Annotated in this window: 20 protein-coding genes; 6 read left to right on the top strand and 14 right to left on the bottom strand. The window is 54.0% G+C overall.

All coding sequences use genetic code 11. From position 1 onward, the window contains the following. Positions 1 to 14: 14 nt before the first annotated feature. Entirely contained in the window at positions 15 to 1,313 is a 1,299-nt protein-coding gene (gene rstB, locus HV355_RS14315; protein ID WP_108416878.1) for a two-component system sensor histidine kinase RstB, read from the bottom strand. Between the two features lie 610 nt (positions 1,314 to 1,923). Between rstB and HV355_RS14310 the strand changes: the two genes are divergently transcribed. Continuing rightward, a complete protein-coding gene (locus HV355_RS14310) occupies positions 1,924 to 3,186 on the top strand; it encodes a hypothetical protein (protein ID WP_182402391.1) in 1,263 nt (420 codons plus the stop codon). Between the two features lie 323 nt (positions 3,187 to 3,509). Here HV355_RS14310 and HV355_RS14305 read toward each other — a convergent pair whose 3' ends face one another. From HV355_RS14305 to rstA, 3 genes are all read right to left on the bottom strand, one after another. Beyond that, positions 3,510 to 4,463: a hypothetical protein gene (locus HV355_RS14305; protein ID WP_182402389.1), complete on the bottom strand. Its 954-nt coding sequence runs from the start codon at positions 4,461 to 4,463 to the stop codon at positions 3,510 to 3,512. Between the two features lie 292 nt (positions 4,464 to 4,755). Then, positions 4,756 to 5,016 (bottom strand): hypothetical protein, encoded by a 261-nt coding sequence (locus tag HV355_RS14300; protein WP_182402387.1) that lies wholly within the window; start codon positions 5,014 to 5,016, stop codon positions 4,756 to 4,758. 252 nt (positions 5,017 to 5,268) lie between these two features. Then, the gene (gene rstA, locus HV355_RS14295; RefSeq protein WP_010430424.1) at positions 5,269 to 5,985 is read right to left on the bottom strand and encodes a two-component system response regulator RstA; all 717 of its coding nucleotides are present in this window, start codon (positions 5,983 to 5,985) and stop codon (positions 5,269 to 5,271) included. 128 nt (positions 5,986 to 6,113) lie between these two features. On the opposite strand from rstA, the gene HV355_RS14290 reads away from it, so the two are divergent. Next, positions 6,114 to 6,449, top strand: a complete 336-nt coding sequence (locus HV355_RS14290) for a GlpM family protein (protein WP_089599552.1) — start codon at positions 6,114 to 6,116, stop codon at positions 6,447 to 6,449. Here HV355_RS14290 and folM read toward each other — a convergent pair. The 3 genes from folM to ydgH form a co-directional block, all read right to left on the bottom strand. Continuing rightward, positions 6,446 to 7,168, bottom strand: coding sequence for a dihydromonapterin reductase (folM, locus tag HV355_RS14285; protein WP_120158795.1), 723 nt, complete (start codon positions 7,166 to 7,168; stop codon positions 6,446 to 6,448). The genes HV355_RS14290 and folM overlap by 4 nt on opposite strands. A gap of 39 nt (positions 7,169 to 7,207) precedes the next feature. Further along, positions 7,208 to 8,590, bottom strand: coding sequence for an amino acid permease (locus HV355_RS14280; protein WP_148399446.1), 1,383 nt, complete (start codon positions 8,588 to 8,590; stop codon positions 7,208 to 7,210). 184 nt (positions 8,591 to 8,774) lie between these two features. Then, positions 8,775 to 9,719, bottom strand: coding sequence for a DUF1471 family protein YdgH (gene ydgH / locus HV355_RS14275; protein ID WP_010430434.1), 945 nt, complete (start codon positions 9,717 to 9,719; stop codon positions 8,775 to 8,777). Positions 9,720 to 10,254: 535 nt separating this feature from the next. Here ydgH and pntA point away from each other — a divergent pair. Both pntA and pntB read left to right on the top strand, forming a co-directional pair. Continuing rightward, entirely contained in the window at positions 10,255 to 11,784 is a 1,530-nt protein-coding gene (gene pntA, locus HV355_RS14270; protein ID WP_182402386.1) for a Re/Si-specific NAD(P)(+) transhydrogenase subunit alpha, read from the top strand. Between the two features lie 10 nt (positions 11,785 to 11,794). Beyond that, on the top strand, positions 11,795 to 13,183 hold the full coding sequence (pntB, locus tag HV355_RS14265) for a Re/Si-specific NAD(P)(+) transhydrogenase subunit beta (RefSeq protein ID WP_182402384.1): 1,389 nt from the start codon (positions 11,795 to 11,797) through the stop codon (positions 13,181 to 13,183). 119 nt (positions 13,184 to 13,302) lie between these two features. Here pntB and uspE read toward each other — a convergent pair whose 3' ends face one another. From uspE to HV355_RS14230, 6 genes are all read right to left on the bottom strand, one after another. Then, the gene (uspE, locus tag HV355_RS14260; protein ID WP_182402382.1) at positions 13,303 to 14,253 is read right to left on the bottom strand and encodes a universal stress protein UspE; all 951 of its coding nucleotides are present in this window, start codon (positions 14,251 to 14,253) and stop codon (positions 13,303 to 13,305) included. Positions 14,254 to 14,683: 430 nt separating this feature from the next. Then, positions 14,684 to 15,436 (bottom strand): fumarate/nitrate reduction transcriptional regulator Fnr, encoded by a 753-nt coding sequence (gene fnr, locus HV355_RS14250; protein ID WP_006174991.1) that lies wholly within the window; start codon positions 15,434 to 15,436, stop codon positions 14,684 to 14,686. 183 nt (positions 15,437 to 15,619) lie between these two features. Then, entirely contained in the window at positions 15,620 to 16,135 is a 516-nt protein-coding gene (gene ogt / locus HV355_RS14245) for a methylated-DNA--[protein]-cysteine S-methyltransferase (RefSeq protein ID WP_042714140.1), read from the bottom strand. A gap of 10 nt (positions 16,136 to 16,145) precedes the next feature. Continuing rightward, on the bottom strand, positions 16,146 to 17,672 hold the full coding sequence (gene abgT / locus HV355_RS14240) for a p-aminobenzoyl-glutamate transporter (protein ID WP_032657666.1): 1,527 nt from the start codon (positions 17,670 to 17,672) through the stop codon (positions 16,146 to 16,148). A 41-nt stretch (positions 17,673 to 17,713) separates the two neighbouring features. Further along, positions 17,714 to 19,159, bottom strand: coding sequence for a M20 family metallopeptidase (locus HV355_RS14235; RefSeq protein ID WP_182402380.1), 1,446 nt, complete (start codon positions 19,157 to 19,159; stop codon positions 17,714 to 17,716). Then, the gene (locus HV355_RS14230) at positions 19,159 to 20,469 is read right to left on the bottom strand and encodes a M20 family metallo-hydrolase (RefSeq protein ID WP_182402378.1); all 1,311 of its coding nucleotides are present in this window, start codon (positions 20,467 to 20,469) and stop codon (positions 19,159 to 19,161) included. The genes HV355_RS14235 and HV355_RS14230 overlap by 1 nt, the downstream gene beginning before the upstream one ends. 175 nt (positions 20,470 to 20,644) lie before the next feature. Between HV355_RS14230 and HV355_RS14225 the strand changes: the two genes are divergently transcribed. Both HV355_RS14225 and smrA read left to right on the top strand, forming a co-directional pair. Then, a complete protein-coding gene (locus HV355_RS14225; protein ID WP_100166832.1) occupies positions 20,645 to 21,556 on the top strand; it encodes a LysR family transcriptional regulator in 912 nt (303 codons plus the stop codon). Positions 21,557 to 21,911: 355 nt separating this feature from the next. Next, a complete protein-coding gene (smrA, locus tag HV355_RS14220) occupies positions 21,912 to 22,475 on the top strand; it encodes a DNA endonuclease SmrA (RefSeq protein ID WP_108416890.1) in 564 nt (187 codons plus the stop codon). A gap of 9 nt (positions 22,476 to 22,484) precedes the next feature. On the opposite strand, the gene HV355_RS14215 is transcribed toward smrA, so the two are convergent. Continuing rightward, positions 22,485 to 24,143 (bottom strand): methyl-accepting chemotaxis protein, encoded by a 1,659-nt coding sequence (locus HV355_RS14215; RefSeq protein ID WP_108416891.1) that lies wholly within the window; start codon positions 24,141 to 24,143, stop codon positions 22,485 to 22,487. Between the last annotated feature and the right edge of the window lie 10 nt (positions 24,144 to 24,153).

Below are 24,153 nucleotides of genomic sequence, written 5' to 3'. Positions count from 1 at the left end.
GCGTGCGGTTGAGGTCAAGCAGGGACGGGAAGGACGATGTTATGGTACACCGGCCAGCTAAAGCAGAAGCGCGCGCCGCCAAGTTCGCTCTCCTCACAATGTACCGTGCCGCCCATCGCCTGGGCGATAGAGTAGACGATCGCCAGCCCAAGGCCACAGCCTCCGGTGGCGCGATCGCGGCTGGGGTCGAGGCGGACAAAGGGTTCAAACACGGTTTCTCGTGCTTCCGGGGAAATTCCCGGTCCGTCATCCTCTACGGTCAGGCTCGCCTGATTGCCCTGCAAATCCAGGCCAATCCGCAGCGTACTCTCGCTGTAGCGCATGGCGTTATTCATCAGGTTATCCAGCACGCGCTCCATCAGGCGCATATCCAGCGCGCCGTAATCCCCCGGCGTCACCGCCGTTAACAGCGTGCGTTGGGGATTAACGCTCTGCACATCATCAATATGCGCCTGTAACCAGACGGGCAGATCCGGCGTGCTGAGGTTAAGCTCGTTTTGCGGACGGTCGAGGCGCGCGTAGGTCAGGAGCTCCTCAATCAGCGCTTCTAGCTGGCCAATGTCGCGATTTAACGCCTGATTCTCCGCCTCGGTCAGGTTCTCACTCATCTCCAGCCGATAGCGCAGGCGAACCAGCGGGGTACGCAACTCGTGAGCAATCCCGTCGATCAGCTGTTTCTTGCTGGCAATCAAGGCATTAATGTTATCGGCCATCTGGTTAAACGCAATGCCGAGGCGATCGAAACTGGAACCGCTGTCGAAATGAATCCGCTCGGTAAGATGACCCTCACCAAAACGCTGCGCGGCAGATTCCAGTTTCAGCATGTCCTGCCAGTGTGGACGCATCCAGATAAACACCGGAAAAGCCAGTGAAATGGCAATAAACGCCAGCAGGGCGAGGTCTAACAGGCGCATCTGATGCAGATAATACAGATAAGGCACCGGCCCGACGGCCAGTACGTAATGGCTGCGAGGAATACGCTGGATAAAGGTGTACTTCTCATCCAGCGCCACAATGTCTCCGTCACGCAAACGTTGCAGGGTGGGGGCATCTAAATCGAAATCTTTCAATGGCTCGATGCGCAGATCGAACGACAGATTTAAATCCAGCTCTTTGAGGGTTTTCGCCCAGTCGTGCGGGGGAATTTCTCGCAGCTCGCTACGCATCAGATAGAGCGAGCTTTTCATCAGATCGTCCAGCGACTGCCTGCCCGCACGTTCGGCGGTGAATTTATAGACCAGCCCGACCAGCATGGTCATCACCAGGAAGCAGACAAACAGCAAAAGATAAAACTGCACAAACAGCTTTTTCATTAAATATCACCGGAAAATCAAGTAATTAACTACGTTGTTTTTACCTTCAGGGGCACTATAGGGGCATTTGTATATCCACCAAAGCGCTGATTCAAAAATGATACCTGATCGCTAGCGAGAGCATTTATCCACGCAGAGTATACATGGAAGACCATCTCTGCATTCTCATGACACATCTGATTCACTATAAAAGCAGGATTAGCACCTGCCGACAACATCCAGCACGCATATGTATGACCCAGTTGATAGGGGCGTCTGCGGCGAATGCCCGACCGTCTTACCGTAATATCCCATAGTGACATAATAGAACTGACTGAATTCATGGAACCAGTGGTTTGGTCTTGTGCAAAGATTATCGGAAGAGTTTTTCAGCGCCCTGGGGGGCGATTCTCCTTGCAGGCAAACCTGCAAACTCCTCTGAATTGCCAGAAGTGGCGTTTAAAGCCTGACTTAGAGCCTCTGGTAGCGAGGTGGTTATTTGGCACACTCATGCAGATCTGAAATCCTAAATCATCATTTAATAATGGCGGAAATTTGCCGATAATATTTAAATACCACCCCGGGGGCAGATGTGCTTAAACATAATTGCATCCAAATTTAAGGAAGAGAAATGACATCGCTTAAAGTGGCTCAAAAATTTCACTCGGTAGGGAATGGAACTTTTAAATTAGGTATTGTAGAAAGCCAGGATACAAGAGAGAATTTCAAATGGGTTTATGATTGTGGCTCCACAAGCATGACTACGCTAAACCGCGTATTAGGGGCAATAACCCGGCGCGGATGGCCAGAATCCATTGATATGCTAGTGCTATCGCATTTCGATAATGATCACGTTAATGGCGTCGAAGAGATTCTGAAGCACTGTCGCGTTAAAACGCTTGTCCTCCCATTTTCAGAATGGGCGCAGACCGTGCGAGAAATTTCGGTTATGGGCAAAAAGGGTACTTCACCGTCAACAGCGCTCATGCAACTCAATCCAGTTAAATGGCTGGCATCAAGAAATTTTGATACTCATGTTGAAGAGATTGTACTGATTCAGGGGGGGATGGATACTTCACCTGTTCCCTATGGTGATGATGAGCCTGAACCAGAACCGAGAGATTTTCAGCAGGACGATGATGTCAGACGTTTCAGTCAGAATTATTTTTCTTTGGGTTCTGCTATGTCTGGCGCTTCAAAGGTAAGAATTCTCCGCCATGATCGCTCAATTCAGGCCTTAAATAGTGATTTTGAGTTCGTATTTTATAATGCAGAAAAAGACTTTGCCGCCTTGGGGTTGATTGAAAAGCGAAACGGACAGTGGTACGCAAAGCACTCAGGTAGTCTCTTATCTGATGTCAAAACAGATATTCAGAACACCATCATGAGTATTAACCTACACCAGCCGTTATCGAAAATGCCTACAGGCTGGAGGAAAACTCTAAAAAATTGCTATGAAAACCATTTTGGTCACTCTGGCAAGGCTAAAAATAATATTTCGCTATGTATGTATGCTGCACCTATCAGAGCAACACCCTGTCAATTTTATGTGAGTAATTACTATCACGTTGCCTTGTACGCGAAGATGCCCACTGTTAGGTTGGCCACACTCTGTACAGGCGATATTCATCTTACTTCATCAGTCATTTCAGATATCCAAAACCATCTGGGAACGCAACGCTGGAACAGAATTGGCTTGGTACAGGTTCCTCATCATGGCTCTCAACATTCGTGGGAACCAGGTAATGCGAGCTTACTGGCTCCTGCGCAATTTGTACATTGCGCATCGGGCACAAAGCACCATCCACATCCACTCGTGCAGGCAGATCTAAGCAGTTCTGTTGTGTATACCGCAGACCGTAAGCAAAGTGTATATGTTCGCTACAAGCTTTAATTAAAGGGGGGGATGCCCCCTAAAGGTCTCCCATCGAAGGAGCAATCCTTATCCAGGTGCACCCGTGATAGCGATGACTTGTGGCCTGCAACTCGTAGATCCAACAAAATATTATTAGCTAATTCCGCTTTTGGCACAAAGCTGACATCCCAACAAGGGCTAGAGCAGTTAAAAAACTGATCTTAGATGATTTTCCATCACTACGGTTCTGACGAGGCGTAAATGTGTGATGCTTGAAAAAATGTCAGAGGACACGCCGGAAATTATCAAGCATTACGCTGGGGCCAGCTCAGTACTGGCCACCAGCCTGAAAGGAGCTTCAGTTATTGTGTTCTGATGAAAGCAGTCCTTGAAAGGGTCATTTGCGTCTGGCAGTCGACCATTTTCCTAACTTCAGAATCAGTTCCCTGCATTGAAACTTTGCCACACATAGCATCCTTTGTTTTGATCCACTGGCGCTGAGAAGGCAGTAACTCCTTTTTCTTTGCTGGCGTTAGTGTGCTCCAGGCGGTATTCAAATCAGAGTCGGCATTCGCAAATGCCATTCGGGACTGATCAAGGCTCCCAGCGTTTTGCTGTTGAACCTGCTGCTCCGCTTTTTCTTGTTCCTGCAGCTGTGTCTGTCTCTCAATTTGCTGCTCTGCCTCATACTGGACCTGTTGCTGCGCCATTAGTTGAGCCTGCTGTTGCGCTTCAATTTGGCTCTGCTGGGCATCCTTAGCCTGCTGGATCTTCTGCTGTTCAACGATCGGGTTGATGATGGAAAGCGATGTAAGTACAGCAGCACCCACAGATATCGGATTATCAGAGGAGGCTTTTACAAAAACGTTTTTCTGATCGTCGGTCGCCTGTGCGGTGTAGGATATGCGTTTTGAAAAGGTGTTTGCGTTGTGATCTAAAGACAGGCTTTCCATTTGCTTGTCGAGATTACGGTTAAAGTTCTTTCTGTAAGCATCAGAAAGCTGAGCGTATTCATTCGCAGGTAGGGTCATCGTCACGGTACCTTCACATGTTTTCAATGTGCTACCCGTGTCACTTGAGGTTGTGGAGATTTCAGTGATGGCTAGTTTGATCTTGTCCAGGGCGCTTCGTTTGGTCTGATTAGTGACGTCAGGGTATTTGTCGACCTGTTCAGAGAGTCCTTCATAAGCAGATTTTTTTAATAAATCCATGAGCGCTGACTGGGACATTTCAGAGGAACAACCGATCTCGTCTTTTTTGTTATCACAGCCTGTAATGGCAACGGCGAGTATGAGTGCTGCATATTTTAATCTCATAAGTTCCCTTTATATTAAGGATTGGCTTTTATGAGGCGGTATGTAATCAGTCCGGATGGTTAAAGCAAACAGTACTGAACACTGAACGCGTCACAAGCAAGGACCAGAGTAGTATCGGCAATGGCTGTAAAATCTTTAATTCAACGATGAGAATATTATGCAACGGGTACTTTAACGATGATCCTGAAGTGAGCGCCTGCAAGGCGGGTTCTCGTAAAACATGCGAAAAACCCACGGTGTTTTCATGTCTCTTTAGCGTGTGGAAAGCGTCATCTCTGTCGGGCAGAGCGCATTACATCGCGCGCGCAGGTCTTTTAACCTTGGCGATGAGTGTTTCCGTTACGGCCAGGCCTTCCGCAATTTGCATATCAATCACAGCAGTCCCAAATTCGTTAATTAAATCCAGAAGTAATTCGTAAGACTGGATGAGCTCAAGGAGGTCAAAGAGCGCTTTTTGATCGGCGCGTGAGGGGGAGGAATGGCTAAGCGCTGCCTGATTAACAATCCATTCAAGATTGGTTTTGATTGCTTCTACCTGATTGTAGCTATACATATTTCATGGGCTTAAATCCTCATTTCAAGATTTTATGGGAGAGGTAGCGTGAGAGCTTCACGGTGAAAAAGAGTCTGTATATAGACGGGGCGGTACTGGCTGTAGATAGGATGAGTGAAGATTTAATTATGGGATAGTTCGCGTGCTTAGCAAGTTAATTGTTGCGCAAACGGATAAATAAAAGCGCGAAGGCGAGGGCATCACTGTGTAATGCCTTCATTTCGCGCATGTTATGCTAACCGGATAACGGAATCAGGTTTCCCAGGCGTGCGGGGCGAACAGATAACCTTTATTACGCACGGTTTTAATGCGGTATGGCTCGGTGGCATTATCCTGCAGTTTTTTACGCAGGCGCGAAATCGCGACGTCCACGCTGCGGTCCATTCCGTCATAGCTGACGCCGCGCAGGTTTTTCAGCAGGGCGTCGCGGTCCATGATCTGCCCCGCATGCGTTGCCAGCTCCCACAGCAGGTCAAAGTCTGCGGTGGAGAGAGCGATAAGCTCCCCAGAGAGCAGCACCTGGCGGTTAATGGGATCAATAGACAGCGTACCGAAGCGCATCGCTTTGTGCGGCGTCAGAGACGGCGCGGGCGTTTCGCGTTCGCTGCTGGCGCGCTGGCGCAAATGAAGCCTCAGCCGGGCCAGCAGAACGGCTGGCGGCGTGGTTTTGAGAATGTAGTCGTTAGCGCCCATCTCCAGCGACAGAATATGGTTCATGTCGCTGTCCAGAGAGGTCAACAGCACGATAGGCCCCTCCCATCGGGCGCGCAGGTCACGGCAGAGCGTCATGCCATCTTTACCGGGCAGCATGATGTCCAGCAGCACCAGATCCGGATTTTCGCGTAGCACAACCTCTTCAGCGCGATCGCCGCGAGGCTCAACGATGACGTCCATATCGTGTTTACCCAGATAAGCGGCGATCAATTGTCCCACTTCGGGTTCATCTTCTACATAAACAATCTTATTCATACTGCGTCTGTTATCGCGAAAAAAGCCAACATACACCGCACAACCTTAACCTTCCATTAATCTTTCTAAATTAACGCCAGTTCCGTTATTCTGCCTCATATTGTTTCTTGATTGTTATGGAAAAAATGATGGGGCTGCTGATTAAAGCCGCGCTGGGTGCGCTGGTGGTGTTGTTGATTGGGGTACTGGCGAAAACTAAGAATTACTACATTGCCGGGTTGATTCCGCTCTTTCCGACCTTTGCGCTCATTGCGCACTACATCGTTGCGTCCGAGCGTGGCATTGAAGCGCTGCGCGCCACCATTGTGTTCGGAATGTGGTCCATCATCCCGTATTTTCTCTATCTATTGTCGCTGTGGTACTTCACTGGTTTTATGCGGCTTCCGCTGGCGCTGGGCGGGGCAGTGGTCTGCTGGAGCCTCAGCGCCTGGGTATTGATCTTCTTCTGGAGCCGCTTTCACTAGCGAAGCGGGCGTCCTCCGTCCACGGAGAAGGTTCTGCCCGTAACGTAGCAGCTGGTGAGCAGATAATCGATAAGGTCGATCACCTCTTTCTCGCCCGGCGCGATTTTCATCAGTGATTTATTCAGCGCCTGCTGGCGATACTCGGCATCATCGTGTTCGTTAAACAGAATCATCGCCGGGGCGATGGCGTTCACTTTCACTTCGGGTGCCAGCTTGCGGGCAAACGAGCGCGTCATGTTATCCAGCGCGGCCTTGCTGGCTGCATAAGCGATGTGCTTATCGCTGCCGCGCTCCACCACATAATCAGTGAAATGAATAATGTCACCTGCGGCATGCCCGTGGCCGCGCAGAAGGTCTTGCAACGCATGGTTCAGCAAATAGGGCGCATTGACGTGGATTTGCAGCATGCAGGAGAGCGTTTCGCTCAGCGGCGTTGCAGGCGTTTCGGCCTGCCAGGCGCTGGCGTTATGAATAATGGCGCGCAGCCCGCTGGTGGTAGATTTCACCTTCTCCGCGAAAGCAAGAATACCCTCATCGGTTGAAAAATCGGCCTGAATACAGATCGCGCCGGCTTTACGCAATCCCTCAATCGAAGGGTATTCACTACGGTAGCTGACGATAACCGGATGGCGAAGGTTGAGAAAGTGATGGGCGATGGCGAGGCCGATACGGCGGCCTCCACCGGTGATCAATATTGGGCGTTGCTGTGCATTTCCCATCGTATTCTCCTTTTCAGTTCAACAATGGGAAAGGCAATGCTATCCCATTAACATCCACGTGGCCGGTATGGCAGCAATCAGTAACAACCCGATCGCGGCCATTTCACGGCGCTTGAGGGCGTTCTCCAACTGATGCGTGCGACGTGCATAGATAAACACCAGCAGACCCGGCGCATACAACACCACCGACAGCAGCAGATGCATAGGCCCGGAAGCATACAACAACCACAGACCGTAAATACAGGCGCCGACACCGACAATGTAATGCGCCGGGCGCGTCGCGATTTTTAACAAATACGCACCCACTAAGAAATAGGGTACCAGAATCATTTCAGAGGCGATGGTCAACAGGGTGTTATAGTCCGAACCTGTGAGCCAGATCAGCACCAGACAGACCTGTACGCTGATGTTGGTGAGCCAGAGTGAGGCCGACGGCGCATTGTTTTTATTCTGGCGGGCAAACAGGCGAGGAAACGCCTTGTGCGTGGCGGCCAGGAACGGTACTTCTGCCGCCATGATGGTCCAGCTCAGGTAGGCTCCACACACGGAAACGATAAGCCCCGCAGCAATCACCACATCTCCCCACGGGCCGAGCATTTTCACCATCAGCCCGGCCATCGACGGATTACGCATTTCTGCCAGTTCAGGACGCGCCACCACGCCCAGCGACAGCAGCGTCACCAGCAGATAGACCCCCAGCGCCGCCAGCACGGCCAACAGCGTGGCGCGGCCGACATCGCGCTTATTACGCGCCCGGGCCGAAACCACGACGGCACCCTCAACGCCGATGAACACCCACAGGGTGATCAGCATGGTATTTTTGACCTGCTCCCAGACGGGCACGCCCAGCGCGATACCGGTGAAGTCGAGCTTAAAGACGTCAAGACGAAACGCAATAAATGCCAGCACGACAAACAGGCCAAGCGGGACCAGTTTAGCCAGCGTCGCGACCAGGTTGATGCTGGCCGCCGTCTGGACACCGCGTAATACCAGCCAGTGCACCACCCACAGCAGTACAGATGCCCCGACAATGGATTGCCAGGTATTGCCGTCACCAAACAGGCGGAGCTCAGGGGTATCGGTAAAGAAACTGAGCGCCGAGAAGACAATCACCAGGTAGGAGACGTTAGCGATCACCGCACAAAGCCAGTAGCCCCATGCGGAACAGAAGCCAATCAGCTCCCCGAAGCCTTCGCGGGCATAGGTGAAAATGCCGCCATCCAGATCGGGGCGAATGCGGGTGAGCAGCAGCATGGCAAATGCCAGCAGCAGGATCCCGACGCCGGTGATCGCCCAGCCAATAATTAACGCGGCAGGGCTTGCGACTGCCGCCATGTTCTGCGGCAAACTGAATACACCCGCACCCAGCATTGAGCTTAAAACGAGTGCAGTTAATGCACTCAGGCCAAGTTTCTTTTCCATTGGCTTCCTGTTATGAAAGGTCCAAATCCAGAATAATTATTTCGCACGGGCGCATAAAAATGGTGGATCACACTAAGGCGCGGGATTTTACGGAGTGTCAGGAAAGCATGCAATGATGTGTGGCCGAAATTAGAAAAAAAGTAACAAAAAGGCGGCATTACGCCGCCTCAGATCAACCGTTTTGTTACTTATACAGATCGGCGCTGATGGTCATGTTGTTACCACGTTCCTGCCACTGGCGGGTGATGTGGTAGTACTTCGCGCCTTTCTTCGCCGCGCGCTTCGCGACCTGATAAGAGACTTCCGTTCCGTTGCCGTAGTTGCCGGTAAACTTGATGCTGTCGAACGGTACCATCTGCGCGGCAGTGGCGTTGTTCAGCTCTTCAATTTTGGTTCCATCCGGCAGGGTGACGGAATAGCGTCCACCTTTGGTGGTTTGCGTTTCAAAGAAACGGCCCACTTCAGCGCTTGGCGCTGCAGAGGTCGCGACGCCCGGGATCTCAACTTTCTTCGCTTCTTCACCGCCTTTTGCTAACGCCGCACGTCCCGCATCGGAATCAGCAGGGATAGCGTCCGGGCTTTGCAGAACGCGTTTTTTCGCATCTTCTTTATAGATGAACGCGGTAATACGCTGGTTGCCGCCCTGGTTAGCATCCACCTGACGCACGATATAGAAAGAGTAAGCCCCTTTCTGTTTCGCGGCTTTGGTGATGGCATCGTTCACTTCAGGCTGGCTGCGGTAGAAGCCCTGCACGGTAACGGTGTCATACGGCTCAAGCGCAATCGCCTGATCTTTTGGCAGCTCAACGATGCCGTTAATCACGCGGTTTTTCTGTTCATCCGCTTTAGGCGCATTTTCTTTGTACAGCGCAATGGTGACGCGCTGGTTGCCGCTGTTGCCCTGATCGGACTGATCGAGCACATAAAACGAAGCCGCGCCTTTTTTATCAGCGGCTTTTGACGCGGCGGCAACGCCGTCGCCAATAGAGTTGTAGCGACCCACAATGACCGTCTGGTCAAAAGGTTTTAACGCTGCCGCTTGCTCCGGCGTTAACTCTGTCGCGGCATTCGCAGACAGGGCGGTCGCGGAAAGAAGTGCGGACGCCAGGAGTGTGTTCTTAAGCTTCATAAAAATAATCCTTCGCCTTGCGCAAACCATGTACTGGTATTGTTGTTAATTTGAGACGGTCCCGATTATGGCATTTAAATCCCGTCGCTGTCTGCGCCATTTTTCACAGCCTGTGCTCAGCGCATGACCCAATTCCATAACATTTAGTGATATGTTGAAAAAACAGACGTTTGACAAGTAAAACTGATAAAGCTTATGACTTTTACAAGTTAATTTAATGTTAATAAGTTGTTCTGTTATGGCGCTATATCATGTTTTTGCCGCTTCGCTTGCGCGTTTTATCGGTCTCAGCGATGAATTTAAGGTAAATATCTCTGTCAGCGATGCCGATCGCTTATTTTTCACAGATAAAGTAAGAAATAGTGTTTTTGGACGGTAGATCACGGGCGTTATTTTCAGTAGGTTATAGAAAGTTTGTTACTGTTTTATTTTCCGGGGTGGATCATTTTTCGTCGTTATGTGGATGGCGAAATCTGCGACCGACCGCGGGCAATTATCGACAAACCATCATCAAAAACCGATGGAAGGGAAAACTATGCGTATTGGGGTACCAAAAGAACGGTTAGCCAATGAAACCCGTGTAGCGGCAACACCGAAAACGGTGGAGCAACTGCTCAAACTGGGTTTTACCGTCGCGGTTGAAAGCGGCGCGGGCAAACTGGCCAGTTTCGATGACGAGGCCTTTATCCAGGCCGGTGCGGAAGTGGTCGAAGGGGCAGAGGTCTGGCAATCACCGATCATTCTGAAGGTCAACGCACCGGAAGAGAACGAGATTTCGCTGCTGAACGCGGGCACGACGCTGGTGAGCTTCGTCTGGCCTGCACAAAATCCAGAGCTTATGGAGAAGCTGGCAGCCCGTGGCGTCACCGTGATGGCGATGGACTCGGTGCCGCGCATTTCGCGCGCCCAGTCTCTGGATGCGCTGAGCTCCATGGCGAACATCGCGGGCTACCGCGCTATCGTTGAAGCGGCTCACGAGTTTGGTCGTTTCTTTACCGGTCAGATCACCGCGGCGGGTAAAGTACCGCCAGCGAAAGTGATGGTGATTGGTGCGGGCGTGGCCGGTCTTGCTGCGATTGGAGCAGCAAATAGCCTGGGCGCTATCGTCCGTGCTTTTGATACCCGTCCGGAAGTGAAGGAGCAGGTCCAGAGTATGGGCGCCGAGTTCCTTGAACTGGACTTCAAGGAAGAAGCTGGCAGCGGTGATGGTTACGCGAAGGTAATGTCCGAAGCCTTTATCAAAGCCGAAATGGAACTCTTCGCCGCGCAGGCGAAAGAGGTCGACATCATCGTCACCACGGCGCTGATTCCGGGCAAACCAGCACCGAAGCTGATCACCCGCGAGATGGTCGATTCCATGCAGCCAGGCAGCGTGATTGTCGATCTGGCCGCGCAGAACGGCGGTAACTGCGAATATACCGTGCCGAATCAGGTGACCACGACCGCTAACGGTGTGAAGGTCATTGGTTATACCGATCTGCCGGGTCGTCTGCCAACCCAGTCTTCACAGCTGTACGGCACTAACCTCGTCAACCTGCTGAAGCTGCTCTGCAAAGAGAAAGATGGCAACATCACCGTTGATTTTGACGACGTGGTTGTCCGTGGTGTCACCGTGGTCCGTGAAGGTGAAATCACCTGGCCTGCACCGCCTATTCAGGTTTCCGCGCAGCCTCAGGCAGCACCAAAAGCCGCGCCAGAGCCAAAAGAACCCGCTAAACCGGCTTCCCCGTGGCGCAAATACGCGATCATGGCGCTGGTGATTATTCTCTTCGGCTGGCTGGCTGACGTCGCACCAAAAGAGTTCCTTGGTCACTTCACCGTCTTCGCGCTCTCCTGCGTCGTGGGCTACTACGTGGTGTGGAACGTCTCCCATGCGCTGCATACGCCGCTGATGTCGGTGACCAACGCCATCTCCGGGATTATCGTGGTCGGGGCGTTGCTGCAGATTGGTCACGGCGGCTGGATCAGCTTCCTGAGCTTTGTCGCGGTACTGATCGCCAGTATCAATATTTTCGGTGGTTTCACCGTGACTCAGCGCATGCTGAAAATGTTTCGTAAAGGCTAAGGGGTAGCATATGTCTGGAGGATTAGTGACAGCCGCATACATTGTTGCTGCAATCCTGTTTATTTTCAGTCTGGCGGGACTTTCCAAACACGAAACGTCTCAGCAGGGGAATAACTTTGGTATCGCCGGGATGGCAATTGCGCTGATTGCCACCATCTTCGGGCCGGACACCGGCAACGTTGCGTGGATCCTGGTGGCGATGATTATCGGTGGCGCAATTGGTATTCGCCTGGCAAAACGCGTTGAAATGACCGAGATGCCGGAGCTGGTTGCGATTCTGCACAGCTTCGTGGGTCTGGCAGCGGTGCTGGTGGGCTTCAACAGCTATCTGTATCACGAACCGGGCCTGGAACCGATTCTGGTGAACATTCACCTGACGGAAGTGTTCCTCGGTATCTTTATCGGTGCGGTGACCTTCACCGGTTCGATTGTGGCGTTCGGCAAGCTGCGCGGGAAAATTTCCTCTAAGCCGCTGATGCTGCCAAACCGTCACAAGTTGAACCTGGCGGCGCTGGTGGTCTCATTTGTGCTGCTGGTGGTCTTCGTGCGTACCGAAAGCGTAGGCCTGCAGGTGCTGGCGTTGCTGGTGATGACCACCATTGCGCTGGCGTTCGGCTGGCACCTTGTGGCGTCCATCGGTGGTGCGGATATGCCAGTGGTTGTCTCGATGCTGAACTCCTACTCCGGTTGGGCGGCAGCGGCGGCAGGCTTTATGCTGAGCAACGACCTGCTGATCGTCACCGGTGCGCTGGTGGGTTCTTCAGGTGCGATCCTGTCTTACATCATGTGTAAGGCGATGAACCGTTCGTTCATCAGCGTGATTGCCGGTGGCTTTGGTTCTGACGGCTCTTCGACCGGTTCCGATGAGGAAGTGGGTGAGCACCGTGAAATCAGCGCGGAAGACACGGCGGATATGCTGAAAAACTCACACTCCGTGATCATCACCCCGGGCTACGGCATGGCGGTGGCGCAGGCGCAGTATCCGGTTGCGGAAATCACCGAGAAGCTGCGCGCGCGCGGTATCAAGGTTCGCTTTGGTATCCACCCGGTGGCAGGTCGCCTGCCAGGCCACATGAACGTGCTGCTGGCGGAGGCGAAAGTGCCTTACGACATCGTGCTGGAAATGGACGAGATCAACGATGATTTCGCCGATACCGACACCGTGCTGGTCATCGGCGCTAACGACACTGTTAACCCGGCGGCGCAGGACGATCCGCGCAGCCCAATCGCCGGTATGCCGGTTCTGGAAGTGTGGAAAGCACAGAACGTGATTGTGTTTAAACGCTCCATGAATACCGGCTATGCAGGCGTTCAGAACCCGCTGTTCTTCAAAGAGAACACTCACATGCTGTTTGGCGATGCCAAAGCCAGCGTGGATGCGATTCTGAAAGCGCTGTAAGTTGCGTTGAAACGAAAAAACCGCCGAATCCGGCGGTTTTTTTATTGCCGGGTGGCGCTGACGCTTACCTGGCCTACGATTTTGTAGGCCCGGCAAGCCTGCGCCGCCGGGCGTTGGGGTTAATCGTCTTCCGGGTCATCCAACTCCACCGGCGTCTGGAACTCATCCGGCTTAATGACCAGCAGGTCGCAGCGCAGATGGTCGATCACCTGTTCGGCGGTATTGCCGAGGAACGCGGCTGAAATACCGGTGCGCCCGATGGTTCCCAGTACCACAATCCCCGCCTGAAGATGTTCCGCTAAATCCGGGATCACCTCTTCAGGCAGACCTTTTTCAACGTGCGTCATTTTCTCATCAATGCTGAATTTTTGGCGCAGCGCTTTCATCGCCAGCAGGTGCTGTCCGCGGATCGCGTCGTTATAGACGCTCGGGTCAAATTCAGGCAGCTCAATGGCAATGTTAATAGGTGTGACCGGATACGCGCCCACCAGATGCACTTCGGTATGATTCACCTGATCGGCAAGCTGGATGGTCTCCTTCACCAGCTTCTCGTTCAGCGAATTGTGGTAATCCTCTTCGCTCGCGAGGTTTACTGCCACGACGGCTTTTCCGCCTTCAGGCCACGGCTGGTCTTTTACCATCCAGACCGGACAAGGACATTTACGCAGCAGATGCCAGTCGGTAGGGGTGAAGATCACGGATTCCAGCTTGTCATGCTGGTGCGCCATTTTCAGCAGCAGGTCGTGCCCACCGGCGACAACTTCCTGGATAATGGCTTCGAAAGGTCGGTTATGCCAGACCACTTTGATATCAATAGGAACACCCGCTTCCAGGTAATATTTCGCCTGTTCACGGATCCACGCGGTACGCTGGCCGATCACGCCCTGACGCATCGCGGTGCGCTCGTCAGGCGACAGAAGGGTGGTCATCTCATACGAGAAATCATAGATCGGCAAAAACGCTTTGATTTTGCCACCAATCCGTTGATGTAAATACACAGCACGTCGTAATGCTGGCTGATCGTCCTGATTCGGATCGATAGCTACCAGCATGTTTTGATACTTGGCCATACAGGTCTCCTTACTACTGTCACCACAGTCTGTAATTAAAAGAGTAACCTATATATCCTGAATGAAACAGAGGGGAGCTTTTGCCAGATCAATAATTCATGAAAATTTATCAGAGGAAAAGCACGGTGGATGTCACCGCGATAAACGCAATCAACAGCAGCACCATCACCGCTATCGCAAAGGTCGTTGAATCCTGCACATAGGTCTTTTCCTCTCCCTTCATAGGGCCGACAAGCATGATCCAGATGAATATGAAGGTGATTGAGGCAATAACGACTGAAACGAAAAATAAACTTTCTCTCAAATCATAACCTCAACGGGAACGTGCCAGGCGCAGACCGGGGAGTGGGAGCGGTTGAAAAGGACAATGTAAAATGCCAGTCCCGTCATCACGAAAATGTACGAAACTGGCATGAATCATTCGGGGATGTTATGCGACGTTGCGGGCGTGCCCGGCGAGAACCGCCAGCGCTTCACCATTTTCGATGGTGATGTACTTACCTTTAACCGCCAGCATGCCGCTTTTCTGGAAACGTCCCAGCAGACGGCTGATGGTCTCAACGGTCAGGCCCAGGTAGTTACCGATATCGCCACGCGTCATCGTCAGTCGGAATTCACGCGGCGAGAAACCACGTTCCGCGAAACGGCGGGAGAGGTTGTAGATAAACGCGGCCAGGCGCTCTTCTGCATTCTTTTTGGAAAGCAGCAGGATCATGTCCTGGTCGCCTTTGATCTCACCGCTCATCAGACGCATCATCTGCTGACGCAGGTTAGGCATCTTACCGGACAGATCGTCCAGCGTTTCAAATGGAATTTCGCAAACCATTGAGGTTTCGAGCGCCTGAGCAAAGCTCGGGTGATGACCCGTGCCGATAGCATCAAAGCCCACCAGGTCGCCCGCCAGATGGAAGCCGGTGATCTGCTCATCACCCTGTTCGGTGATGGTGTAGCTCTTGATGGTGCCAGAACGGATAGCATAGAGCGATTTCAGTTCGTCTCCCGCTTTAAACAGCGTCTGCCCTTTCTGAATAGGCTTTTTACGCTCGATGATATTATCAAGCTGATCGAGTTCATGCTCATTCAGGGTAAACGGGATACAGAGCTGGCTGATGCTGCAATCCTGGCAATGGATAGCACAACCGCCAGACTGAATGCGTCGTATAATTCGCTTTTCCGGGATCATAGGTTTGCTCAAGCCTTAATTGATATTGGTCAATTTTAACATCTTTTTGGTAAGTACGTAAGCCTGGCAAACCCTCAATAAGGACAAGTGGCGACAATGTGTCGCCATCTTCTTGAAATTCCACAAATTGCTTATGGATTTTTACCCTAACCGGAAGAAAATTAAGCACTAAAAGCCTGGTTTCTACAGCAAAAGATACCCTTCATGGCGCAGTAGCCACTCTTTTCGCTGCACGCCACCGGCATAGCCCGTCATGGTGCCGTTGCGGCCGATCACGCGGTGGCAGGGCACCACGATGCTGACCGGGTTGGAGCCGTTTGCGGCCCCCACTGCGCGCGCCGCGCCCGCACGGCCTAACTGCTCTGCGAGCTGACCATAATGCATGACCTGCCCGCACGGAATCGACCGCAGGGCCTGCCATACGTCGCGCTGAAAAGGCGTGCCTGCCGTGGCGGTTGGCAGAGTATCAATGATGCTGAGATCGCCCTCGAAGTACGCCGCAAGCTTGTCGCTCAGCCCACCCGGATTGGTGGCGCTGATACGCTCAAAACCCTCAGCGCGATAATGAATGTTCAGCAGTTCTTCCATGCGGTCGCTGTGCTCTTCCCATTCGACGGCGCGCAGATTGAACGCCTCATCGGCGATAACCCACAGCGGCCCCAGCGGCGTCGCAATCTTATCTTCGAGTAATCTCAGCATCCTCATTCCTTTAGTTCAGCCTCGGGTATATTCCCGGTCCAATCGGCAGGCCGACAAGATACCACGCCACCAACATCACCAGCCATACCCCTAAAAAGATAAGCGGATAAGGCAAGACGAGCGAATAGTAGGTACCCAGTTTGGCCTCCGGTTTATAGCGCTGCAGGAAGCCTAAAAACAGCGGAACAAACGGTGAAACCGGCGCCAGTGGAATGACCGAGGAGTCTGCGATACGGAACAGGATCTGCGCAAAAGCCGGGTGGAAGCCCAGCATCATAAACATCGGCACGAAGATCGGTGCCAGAATCGACCAAATGGCGGAGCCGCTGGCGATAAACATGCACAGCAGCGATGAAAGCAGCGCCAGGCCGACAAACGCCGGTACGCCGCTTAGCCCGGCTGCCTCCAGCGCGTCGGTCAGGCCCACGGCCATAAACTTGCCCATGTTGCTCCAGTTAAACATCGCCACGAACTGCGCCAGCGGGAATACCATCACAATAAAACCCGCCATCTCCTTCATCGGCTCGATCATCAGCTGCGGCAGATCGCCCTGACGGCGGATTTTGCCGGTGGCGATACCGTAGGCGAGCGAGACGACAAAGAAGAAGAGGATAATCAGCGGCACGATGCCCTGAATAAACGGCGACGGCAGGACGGTATGTTTAACCGGATCGCGCAATATGCCGTTTTCCGGCACCACCATCAGCGCCACCAGCGCGATAAAGGCCAGCGAGACCACGCCAGCCACGCGCAGGCCGAAACGCTGCTCTTTGCTCAGGGTGTCCAGCTTTTCATCGCTACGGCCTTCCCATTTACCCAGCCGCGGCTCGATGATCTTATCGGTAATCAGCCCGCCAACAATCGTCAGGACAATCACCGAGCTGGCCATAAAGTACCAGTTGTCGATCACGCTGACGTGCATTGCCGCATCGATGGTCTTCGCCGCCTCCGTGCTGATGCCCGAGAGCAGCACGTCGGTGGTGACGATCAGCAGGTTAGCGGTAAATCCGCAGCCCACGCCCGCAATCGCCGACAGCAGGCCCGCCACGGGATGACGCCCGACGGCGAGGAAAATCAGCGCCCCCATCGGCGGCATAATCACCAGCGCGGCGTCGGAAGAGATATGGCTGAAGAAGGCGATAAACAGCACCATATAGCTCGCGTAGCGCGCGCTGACGTGGGACGCCATTTTCACCATTAACGCGGGCAGCAAGCCCACGCGTTCCGCCAGCCCGGCCCCCAGCACCAGCGCCAGAATGGCGCCCAGCGGGGCGAAACCGCTGAAGTTCTTAATCACGTTGGGTAAAAACCAGTGCAGCCCGTCAACGCTGAGCAGGTTTTTCACCGCCACCAGGCTGCCGTCAGCCGGACTGCGCACGCTCACGTCAAAGGCGGAGAGTACGGCGGTGGCGACCATCAAAATCACAATCAGATAGATAAAAAGCAGGAAAGGGTGCGGCACTTTATTGCCGATCCTCTCAACCCAGCCATAGAGCTTACCGGATGGGGAATGCGAAGGTATGGATGACATACTCATGGGCGTTCCTCGGGAGTGTTGTGTTGTTGTGTTGTGTTTTTTTATTTTAAAGGTGACGGTGTCACGCCCTGAGGGATCGGACACACGTACGGTTTTTCTTGTAATTGTTGTTCGAACTCTTCACGGCATTTTTTCAGCAGCGCTGCGTCCTGCAGCAGATTGAGCGCGGTCGCACCCATCACTTTTCCCGCCAGCAGCATGCCTTTGTGGGCAATAGAGGTACGCCCCTGCGCCACCAGTTGCCAGGTGTGCAGCGGCGTGCCGACGGTAAAGCAGGGGCTGAAGCACTGGGCGACCGGCATTTTCCAGCTGACATCGCCCACGTCGGTTGAACCCGCCAGCACGTTGTCGGTGATGGCATAGGGGGCGACTTCATCCACCAGCAGCGTCTCCTGATGACGACGGGCAAAGGCTTTACCCGCGTCGCCCCCCGTTGCGGCAATATTTTTCAGGCTGTTTTGCAGATCGTTGGGCGTCAGGGTGGCGCGGATCTCGCGGGCAAAGGCGCGTTCTTCCTCCGTCCAGAGCGGCGTGCCGTAGTGCTGCAGGGCGCGATACATCGCCGCCTCGAGCGTGCGGTTTGGCAGATAGCTTGAGCAGGCTTTATCAAAGCGACACTCGACGGTGGTTTCGGTCATCATCGCCGCGCCCTGGGCGATTTTTTCGATGCGTTCGTAAATCTGCTGCGCATCGGCCATCTCCGGGGCGCGGATCAGGTACAGCACCTCAGCCTGCGCCTGCACCACGTTGGGCGAAATCCCGCCAGTATCGGTAATGGCATAATGGACGCGCGCTTTTTCGATAATGTGTTCGTTGAGGAAGTTGGTGCCGGTGGTCATCAGCGTCACGGCGTCCAGCGCGCTGCGTCCCAGATGGGGGGAGTTGGCCGCGTGCGCCGCCACGCCGTGAAAACGCCAGGCGGCCTGAATATTCGCCAGCGTGCTGACGTTGAACATCCCGGCGAAGGCTTCCGGATGCCAGGTGACGGCGGCATCAACGTCATCAAACAGACCTTCGCGCACCATAAAGGTTTTCCCGGAACCGCCTTCCTCGCCGGGACAGCCATAAAAACGCACCGTTCCGCTGCCGCCGTGCTCCTCCAGCCAGCTTTTCACCGCCACCGCGCCCGCCAGCGCCGCGGTGCCCAGGAGGTTATGCCCGCAGCCGTGGCCATTTGCCCCCGGCGTGGCGGATTGCGCCGTTGCGCAGTGCGCCTGCTGGCTTAACCCAGCCAGTGCGTCGTATTCGCCCAGCAGGGCGATAACCGGTTTCCCGCTGCCGAAGCTGGCGATAAACGCGTTGGGGATGCCGCCTGCCTCGCGGCTCAGCGTGAAACCTTCGGCCTCCAGCTCGCTGGCGAGCCGTTCGGCGGACCAGAACTCTTCAAAGCGAGTTTCAGGGCGATCCCAGATCGCGTCGGCAATATCGGTTAACGTCCGACATCGCGTGTCGATCGCATCGGCAATAAAAGCGTAGTTCTCCTGCATTACACACCTCGCGTCCACGGGAAATTGAGCGCAGTTCGCGCCAGCGTTTCAATGGCGATGGCCATGACCTTCTCATCGAAGTCGAATTTTTCGTTGTGATGTCCGGCGCTCAAATCGGTGCCAAACACCATATAGGACGCCATGCCGCCGTTCTCCTGCACGCGGGCCATCATTAGCGTGGCGTCTTCGGAGCCTGCTGGCGCCTTCACCTTATCGATGGCGTGAACAACCCCGGAAACCTGGCTCGCCTGTTCGCGCAGATAATCCACCCATGCCGGTGTCGGCGCGCTGGACGTCGCGGCACCCATCAGGCGCATCTCGGCGCGCACGCCGTAGAGCGCCGCTGCGCCGGTAATGACCGCCTGCGCACGTTCAAAGACATACTGGTTAATGGCTTCGGTTTCGCCGCGCGTTTCAACCTTGATCAGGGCATTGGCGGGCACCACGTTGCGTCCGCTGCCCGCCTGCATCACGCCGACGTTCACCCGGGAGGCCCCTTCGCTGTGCGGGGCGATGCTGTGCAGGGCGAGGGCGGCCTGCGCGGCGGCGAGCAGGGCATTACGTCCGTCCTCCGGTTTACCGCCCGCGTGTGCGGCCACGCCGGTAAAGTTCACGTCGAACTTGGTGGTGGCCATAAAGTTATCGCTGCCGCAGATCGTCGTTCCGGCAGGGACGCCGGTACCAATATGGATGGCGGTGAAATAGTCCACGTCGTCCAGCGCCCCGGCGGCAACCATGGCGCGCGCGCCGCGGGTGCCCTCTTCGGCAGGCTGGAAGATCAGCTTGAGGGTGCCGCTGAGCTGTGCTTCATTCTGCTTAAGCACCTGCGCCAGCCCCAGACCAATCGTGGTATGGCCGTCGTGCGCGCAGGCGTGCATCATCCCTGCGTTGCAGGAGGCAAACCCGTCGCGGAACGGGCGATGGCTTTCATCCAGCGCTTCGCTTAAATCAAGGGCATCCATGTCGACGCGAAACGCCAGGGTTGGACCAGGACGCCCGGTATTGAGGGTCGCCACAATGCCGGTAAACCCGCCTTCAAACGGCGCCAGCCATTTCTCAGTCGCGCCCTGCGCCCGCGCGCGGTCAAACTCATGCGCCAGAGTCGCGGCATCGGGCAACCCCATCCGGCTTTCGGCATCGACCACGTCACGACCCATCGCCAGTTCGTAACCCAGCGAGTCAAGGATTTCCGCGACTTTCGCGGCGGTACGAAACTCTACCCAGCCGGATTCCGCATAATGGTGAAAATCACGACGCCATGCGCTCAGCTGCGGGGATAATGTCTGGATGTACTGCGCCAGTGTGTCCATATCTGTTCCTGTCATCATTAAAATATGTGAACTGCTTCACGCTGTGATAGTTTTTACTTATCACTAACCGATTTTTCACAGTTTTAACCGTTCAGGAATTACCCTCGCACATCCCTTTCCATTAAAGTAGATGACAGTTTCTTTACTCTGATAAACAACGGTTATCGGTCGGGCTATGACATTCCAGATTAAATTTCATCAAATCCGGGCGTTTGTTGAAGTCGCGCGTCAGGGCAGCATTCGCGGTGCCAGCAGGACGCTGAATCTTTCGCAACCGGCGCTGACCAAATCCATCAAAGAGCTGGAGGAGGGCATAGCGGCGCAGCTTTTCGTGCGCAGGAGTAAGGGCGTCGCGTTGACCGAATGCGGTGAGGGCTTTTACCAGCGTGCCAGGTTGATTCTGGAAGAGCTGCGTGCGGCGCAGGATGATATCCGTCAGCGGCAGGGCGAACTGGCCGGGCAGATCAACATCGGAATGGGGGCCAGCGTTTCACGAAGCCTGATGCCCGCCGTCATCACCCGTTTTCATGCGCAACATCCGCAGGTCAAGGTGCGAATTATGGAAGGGCAACTGGTGTCGATGATCAATGAATTACGCCAGGGCGAGCTGGATTTCACCATCAATACCTATTACCAGGGGCCTTACGACCATGAATTTACGTTTGAAAAACTCTTTGAAAAACCGTTTGCAGTATTTTGTCGGGAAGGGCATCCGGCAACGGGGGCAACCTCTATTAATGAACTTTTGCATTATAACTGGACAATGCCGACGCCGCGGGGAAGCTATTATAAGCAATTAGAAGAGGTATTTAGCCACCGCTCGCAAATACCGCGAATTGGTGTCGTCTGCGAAACCTTTTCTTCCTGCATTAGCCTTGTCGCGCAAAGTGATTTTTTAAGCATATTGCCGCAGGAGCTAGGCTGTGACCCGCTGCTGGCGCACCGTCTGGTCATGCTGCCGGTCGTTGAGTCGCTTCCTAAAGCAACCTATTATTTAATTCAGCGCCGTGATTCACGTCAGACGCCCCTTGCCGAATCATTAATTACGCAATTCAGAAGGGAAGCGAGAAAAATAGTCGTTGCGTGAAGTGCCTATTATAAAAAAACAGGATCTGTCCGACATCAGACAGACCCTATAGTACACACAGCAGTACATCCTTTTGCCAGTCCTGAGTATTATATCCATGAGGCAGGTATATTTAGGTATAACATCTTTTCCGAAAAATGAAAGGCAGGCGAGTGATTGATTTTATAAAAATTTAACGCAAATCACTTATTTTAACTTTACTGAAGTTTTAGTTAAGTCTGATTTAAATATTTTTAATAATGGCTATATATATTCATCAGGATAATATGTATCTCACCCCGCATTCTGCAGAGGTGATTGAGGCGCCTGTCTGGTGCAGGTATAGTACAAGCCCAGATGTAGCCGGAGGATTTCCATGAACCCTGACGACAAATCCCTTTTTCTTGACGCCATGGAAGATGTTCAGCCCCTGAAACGCTGCACGGATATCCACTGGCAGCAAAGCCGTAATTCACGCGCTCGCCAGGACATTGATACCGAACAGCTCGACAACTTTCTGACCCTGGGTTTTCTGGAATTGCTGCCGCTCGAAGAGCCGCTGATGTTCCAGCGCGAAGGGGTTCAGCAGGGCGTTATTGATAAGCTGCGTTCCGGCAAATATTCCCGTCAGGCCAGCTTAACCCTCTTACGTCAGCCCGCCGAACGCTGCCGCCAGATGCTGTATTCTTTTATCCGGCAGGCGAGTCGTGACGGGCTGCGCAATCTGATTATCGTGCACGGCAAAGGGCGTGAGCTGAAGTCACACCCTAATGTGGTGCGCAGCTATCTGGCGCGTTGGTTGACCGAGTTCGAGGAAGTGCAGGCATTTTGTGTCGCGCTGCCGCACCATGGCGGCAGCGGGGCTTGCTATGTTTCGCTGCGAAAATCCGACGAAGCGAAACAGGAAAACTGGGAGCGGCACGCCAAGCGCAGCCGCTAGCGATACGGCTTAGAACGTTTCCCAGTGATTGTCGCCCGACGCGCTGGCCGTTACCGGGCGCAACAGCTGCGGCGTTTTCACATTTTTGGCGCGCGGCGCGGCTCTTTCCTGCACGTTCAGGCGAAATGCAGCCACGGCCTGACGCAATTGCTCGGACTGGTCTTCCAGTGCCGCTGCGGCCGTGGCAGATTCCTGCACCAGCGCGGCGTTTTGCTGCGTTACGCTGTCCATCTGCGATACGGCCAGGCTCACCTGCTCAATACCGCGGCTCTGCTCGTCAGAGGCTGACGAAATCTCGCCCATAATATCGGTAACGCGGGTGACTGCGGCGACGATCTCTTTCATCGTTGCACCAGCCTCGCTCACCTGTTCAGAGCCGGTGTTGACCCGGCTGACGGAATTCTCAATCAGTCCTTTGATCTCCTTCGCCGCCTGGGCGCTGCGGCTCGCCAGCGTACGGACTTCACCGGCAACAACCGCAAAGCCACGGCCTTGTTCCCCGGCGCGAGCGGCTTCCACCGCCGCGTTAAGTGCCAGAATGTTCGTCTGGAATGCGATGCTGTCAATCACACCGGTGATGTGCGCGATTTGCTGCGAACTGTCGGCAATTTCGGTCATCGTGCGAACCACGTTATCCACGACGTGACCGCCGCGTGCGGCCGTTTCTGAGGCATTTTTCGCCAGCAGCGTAGCCTGACGCGCGTTATCGGAGTTCTGTTTAACCGTTGCGGTCAGCTCTTCCATACTGGCGGCCGTCTCTTCCAGCGAGGCAGCCTGCTGTTCGGTACGGGCCGAGAGGTCGTTGCTCCCGGCGGCAATTTCACCCGCGCCGGTATAGATCGAATCCGTGCTCCCGCGTACGGCACTGACCGTGTTAACCAGCGACTGCTGCATCTCATGCAGGCCTGCCGCCAGCTGTCCCATCTCATTGCGGCCAGAGATATCGACGTTTTGCGTCAGATCGCCGCCCGCGATGGTGCGGATGTGGTTCATGATGGTTTTGAGCGGTTTCAGCAGCAGGTGTTGTAAACCCTGCCAGATCACGACCAGTACGGCGATCACGGCCAGGAAAATCCCTGCCAGTGTCCACTGCATCTGCGTAAAGCTGCTCTGGTTTTCTTGTGTCGCCGCTTTAAGCAGGGTGTTGTTTTCGGCACGCCAGCGGTTATAGACCGCTTCCATCCCGTCCTGTGCCTGCTGGGCATCCAGATCACCGTAAGCCTGATAGTTGTCGGCGCGCAGATACTCAATCGACAGACGCATCACCTCGTGCATTTGATTCCAGGATTTCTGCATCTCTTCGGTTAACGCCGCGTTTTGGCCATTAACCTGCGGCATTTTCTGCCACGCTTTGTTATAGGCTTCGGCTTTCGCCAGAGAGTCATTGGCGGTACCTAACAGCTTGTTGATCGCCGCGAGGGACGCAGGATCGCGCTGGTTTTTCAGGTAACGGATCGCCACGCGGGTGACGGTAACGCGCGTTTTTACCAGCGTATTGACGCTGTCGCTCAGGCTCTCCTGCTGGGCATTGAGCACCCCGGAGTTCTGGAAGTTATGGCGATCGTTGCTGACGGCAGAGTAGAACAACCCTCCCGTGACAACTTGCAGCAGACAGAATATGGTGAGGGCAAAGATAATACCGGTAATTACGTGCAGATTTTTCAGCATAGCGGTCGTC

The organism is Enterobacter sp. RHBSTW-01064, from assembly GCF_014103035.1.
In the GTDB taxonomy this organism is placed as follows: Bacteria; Pseudomonadota; Gammaproteobacteria; order Enterobacterales; family Enterobacteriaceae; genus Enterobacter; species Enterobacter mori.
The sequence above is the reverse complement of the archived record's forward strand: the minus strand, read 5'-3'. Positions and strand labels throughout refer to the sequence as shown.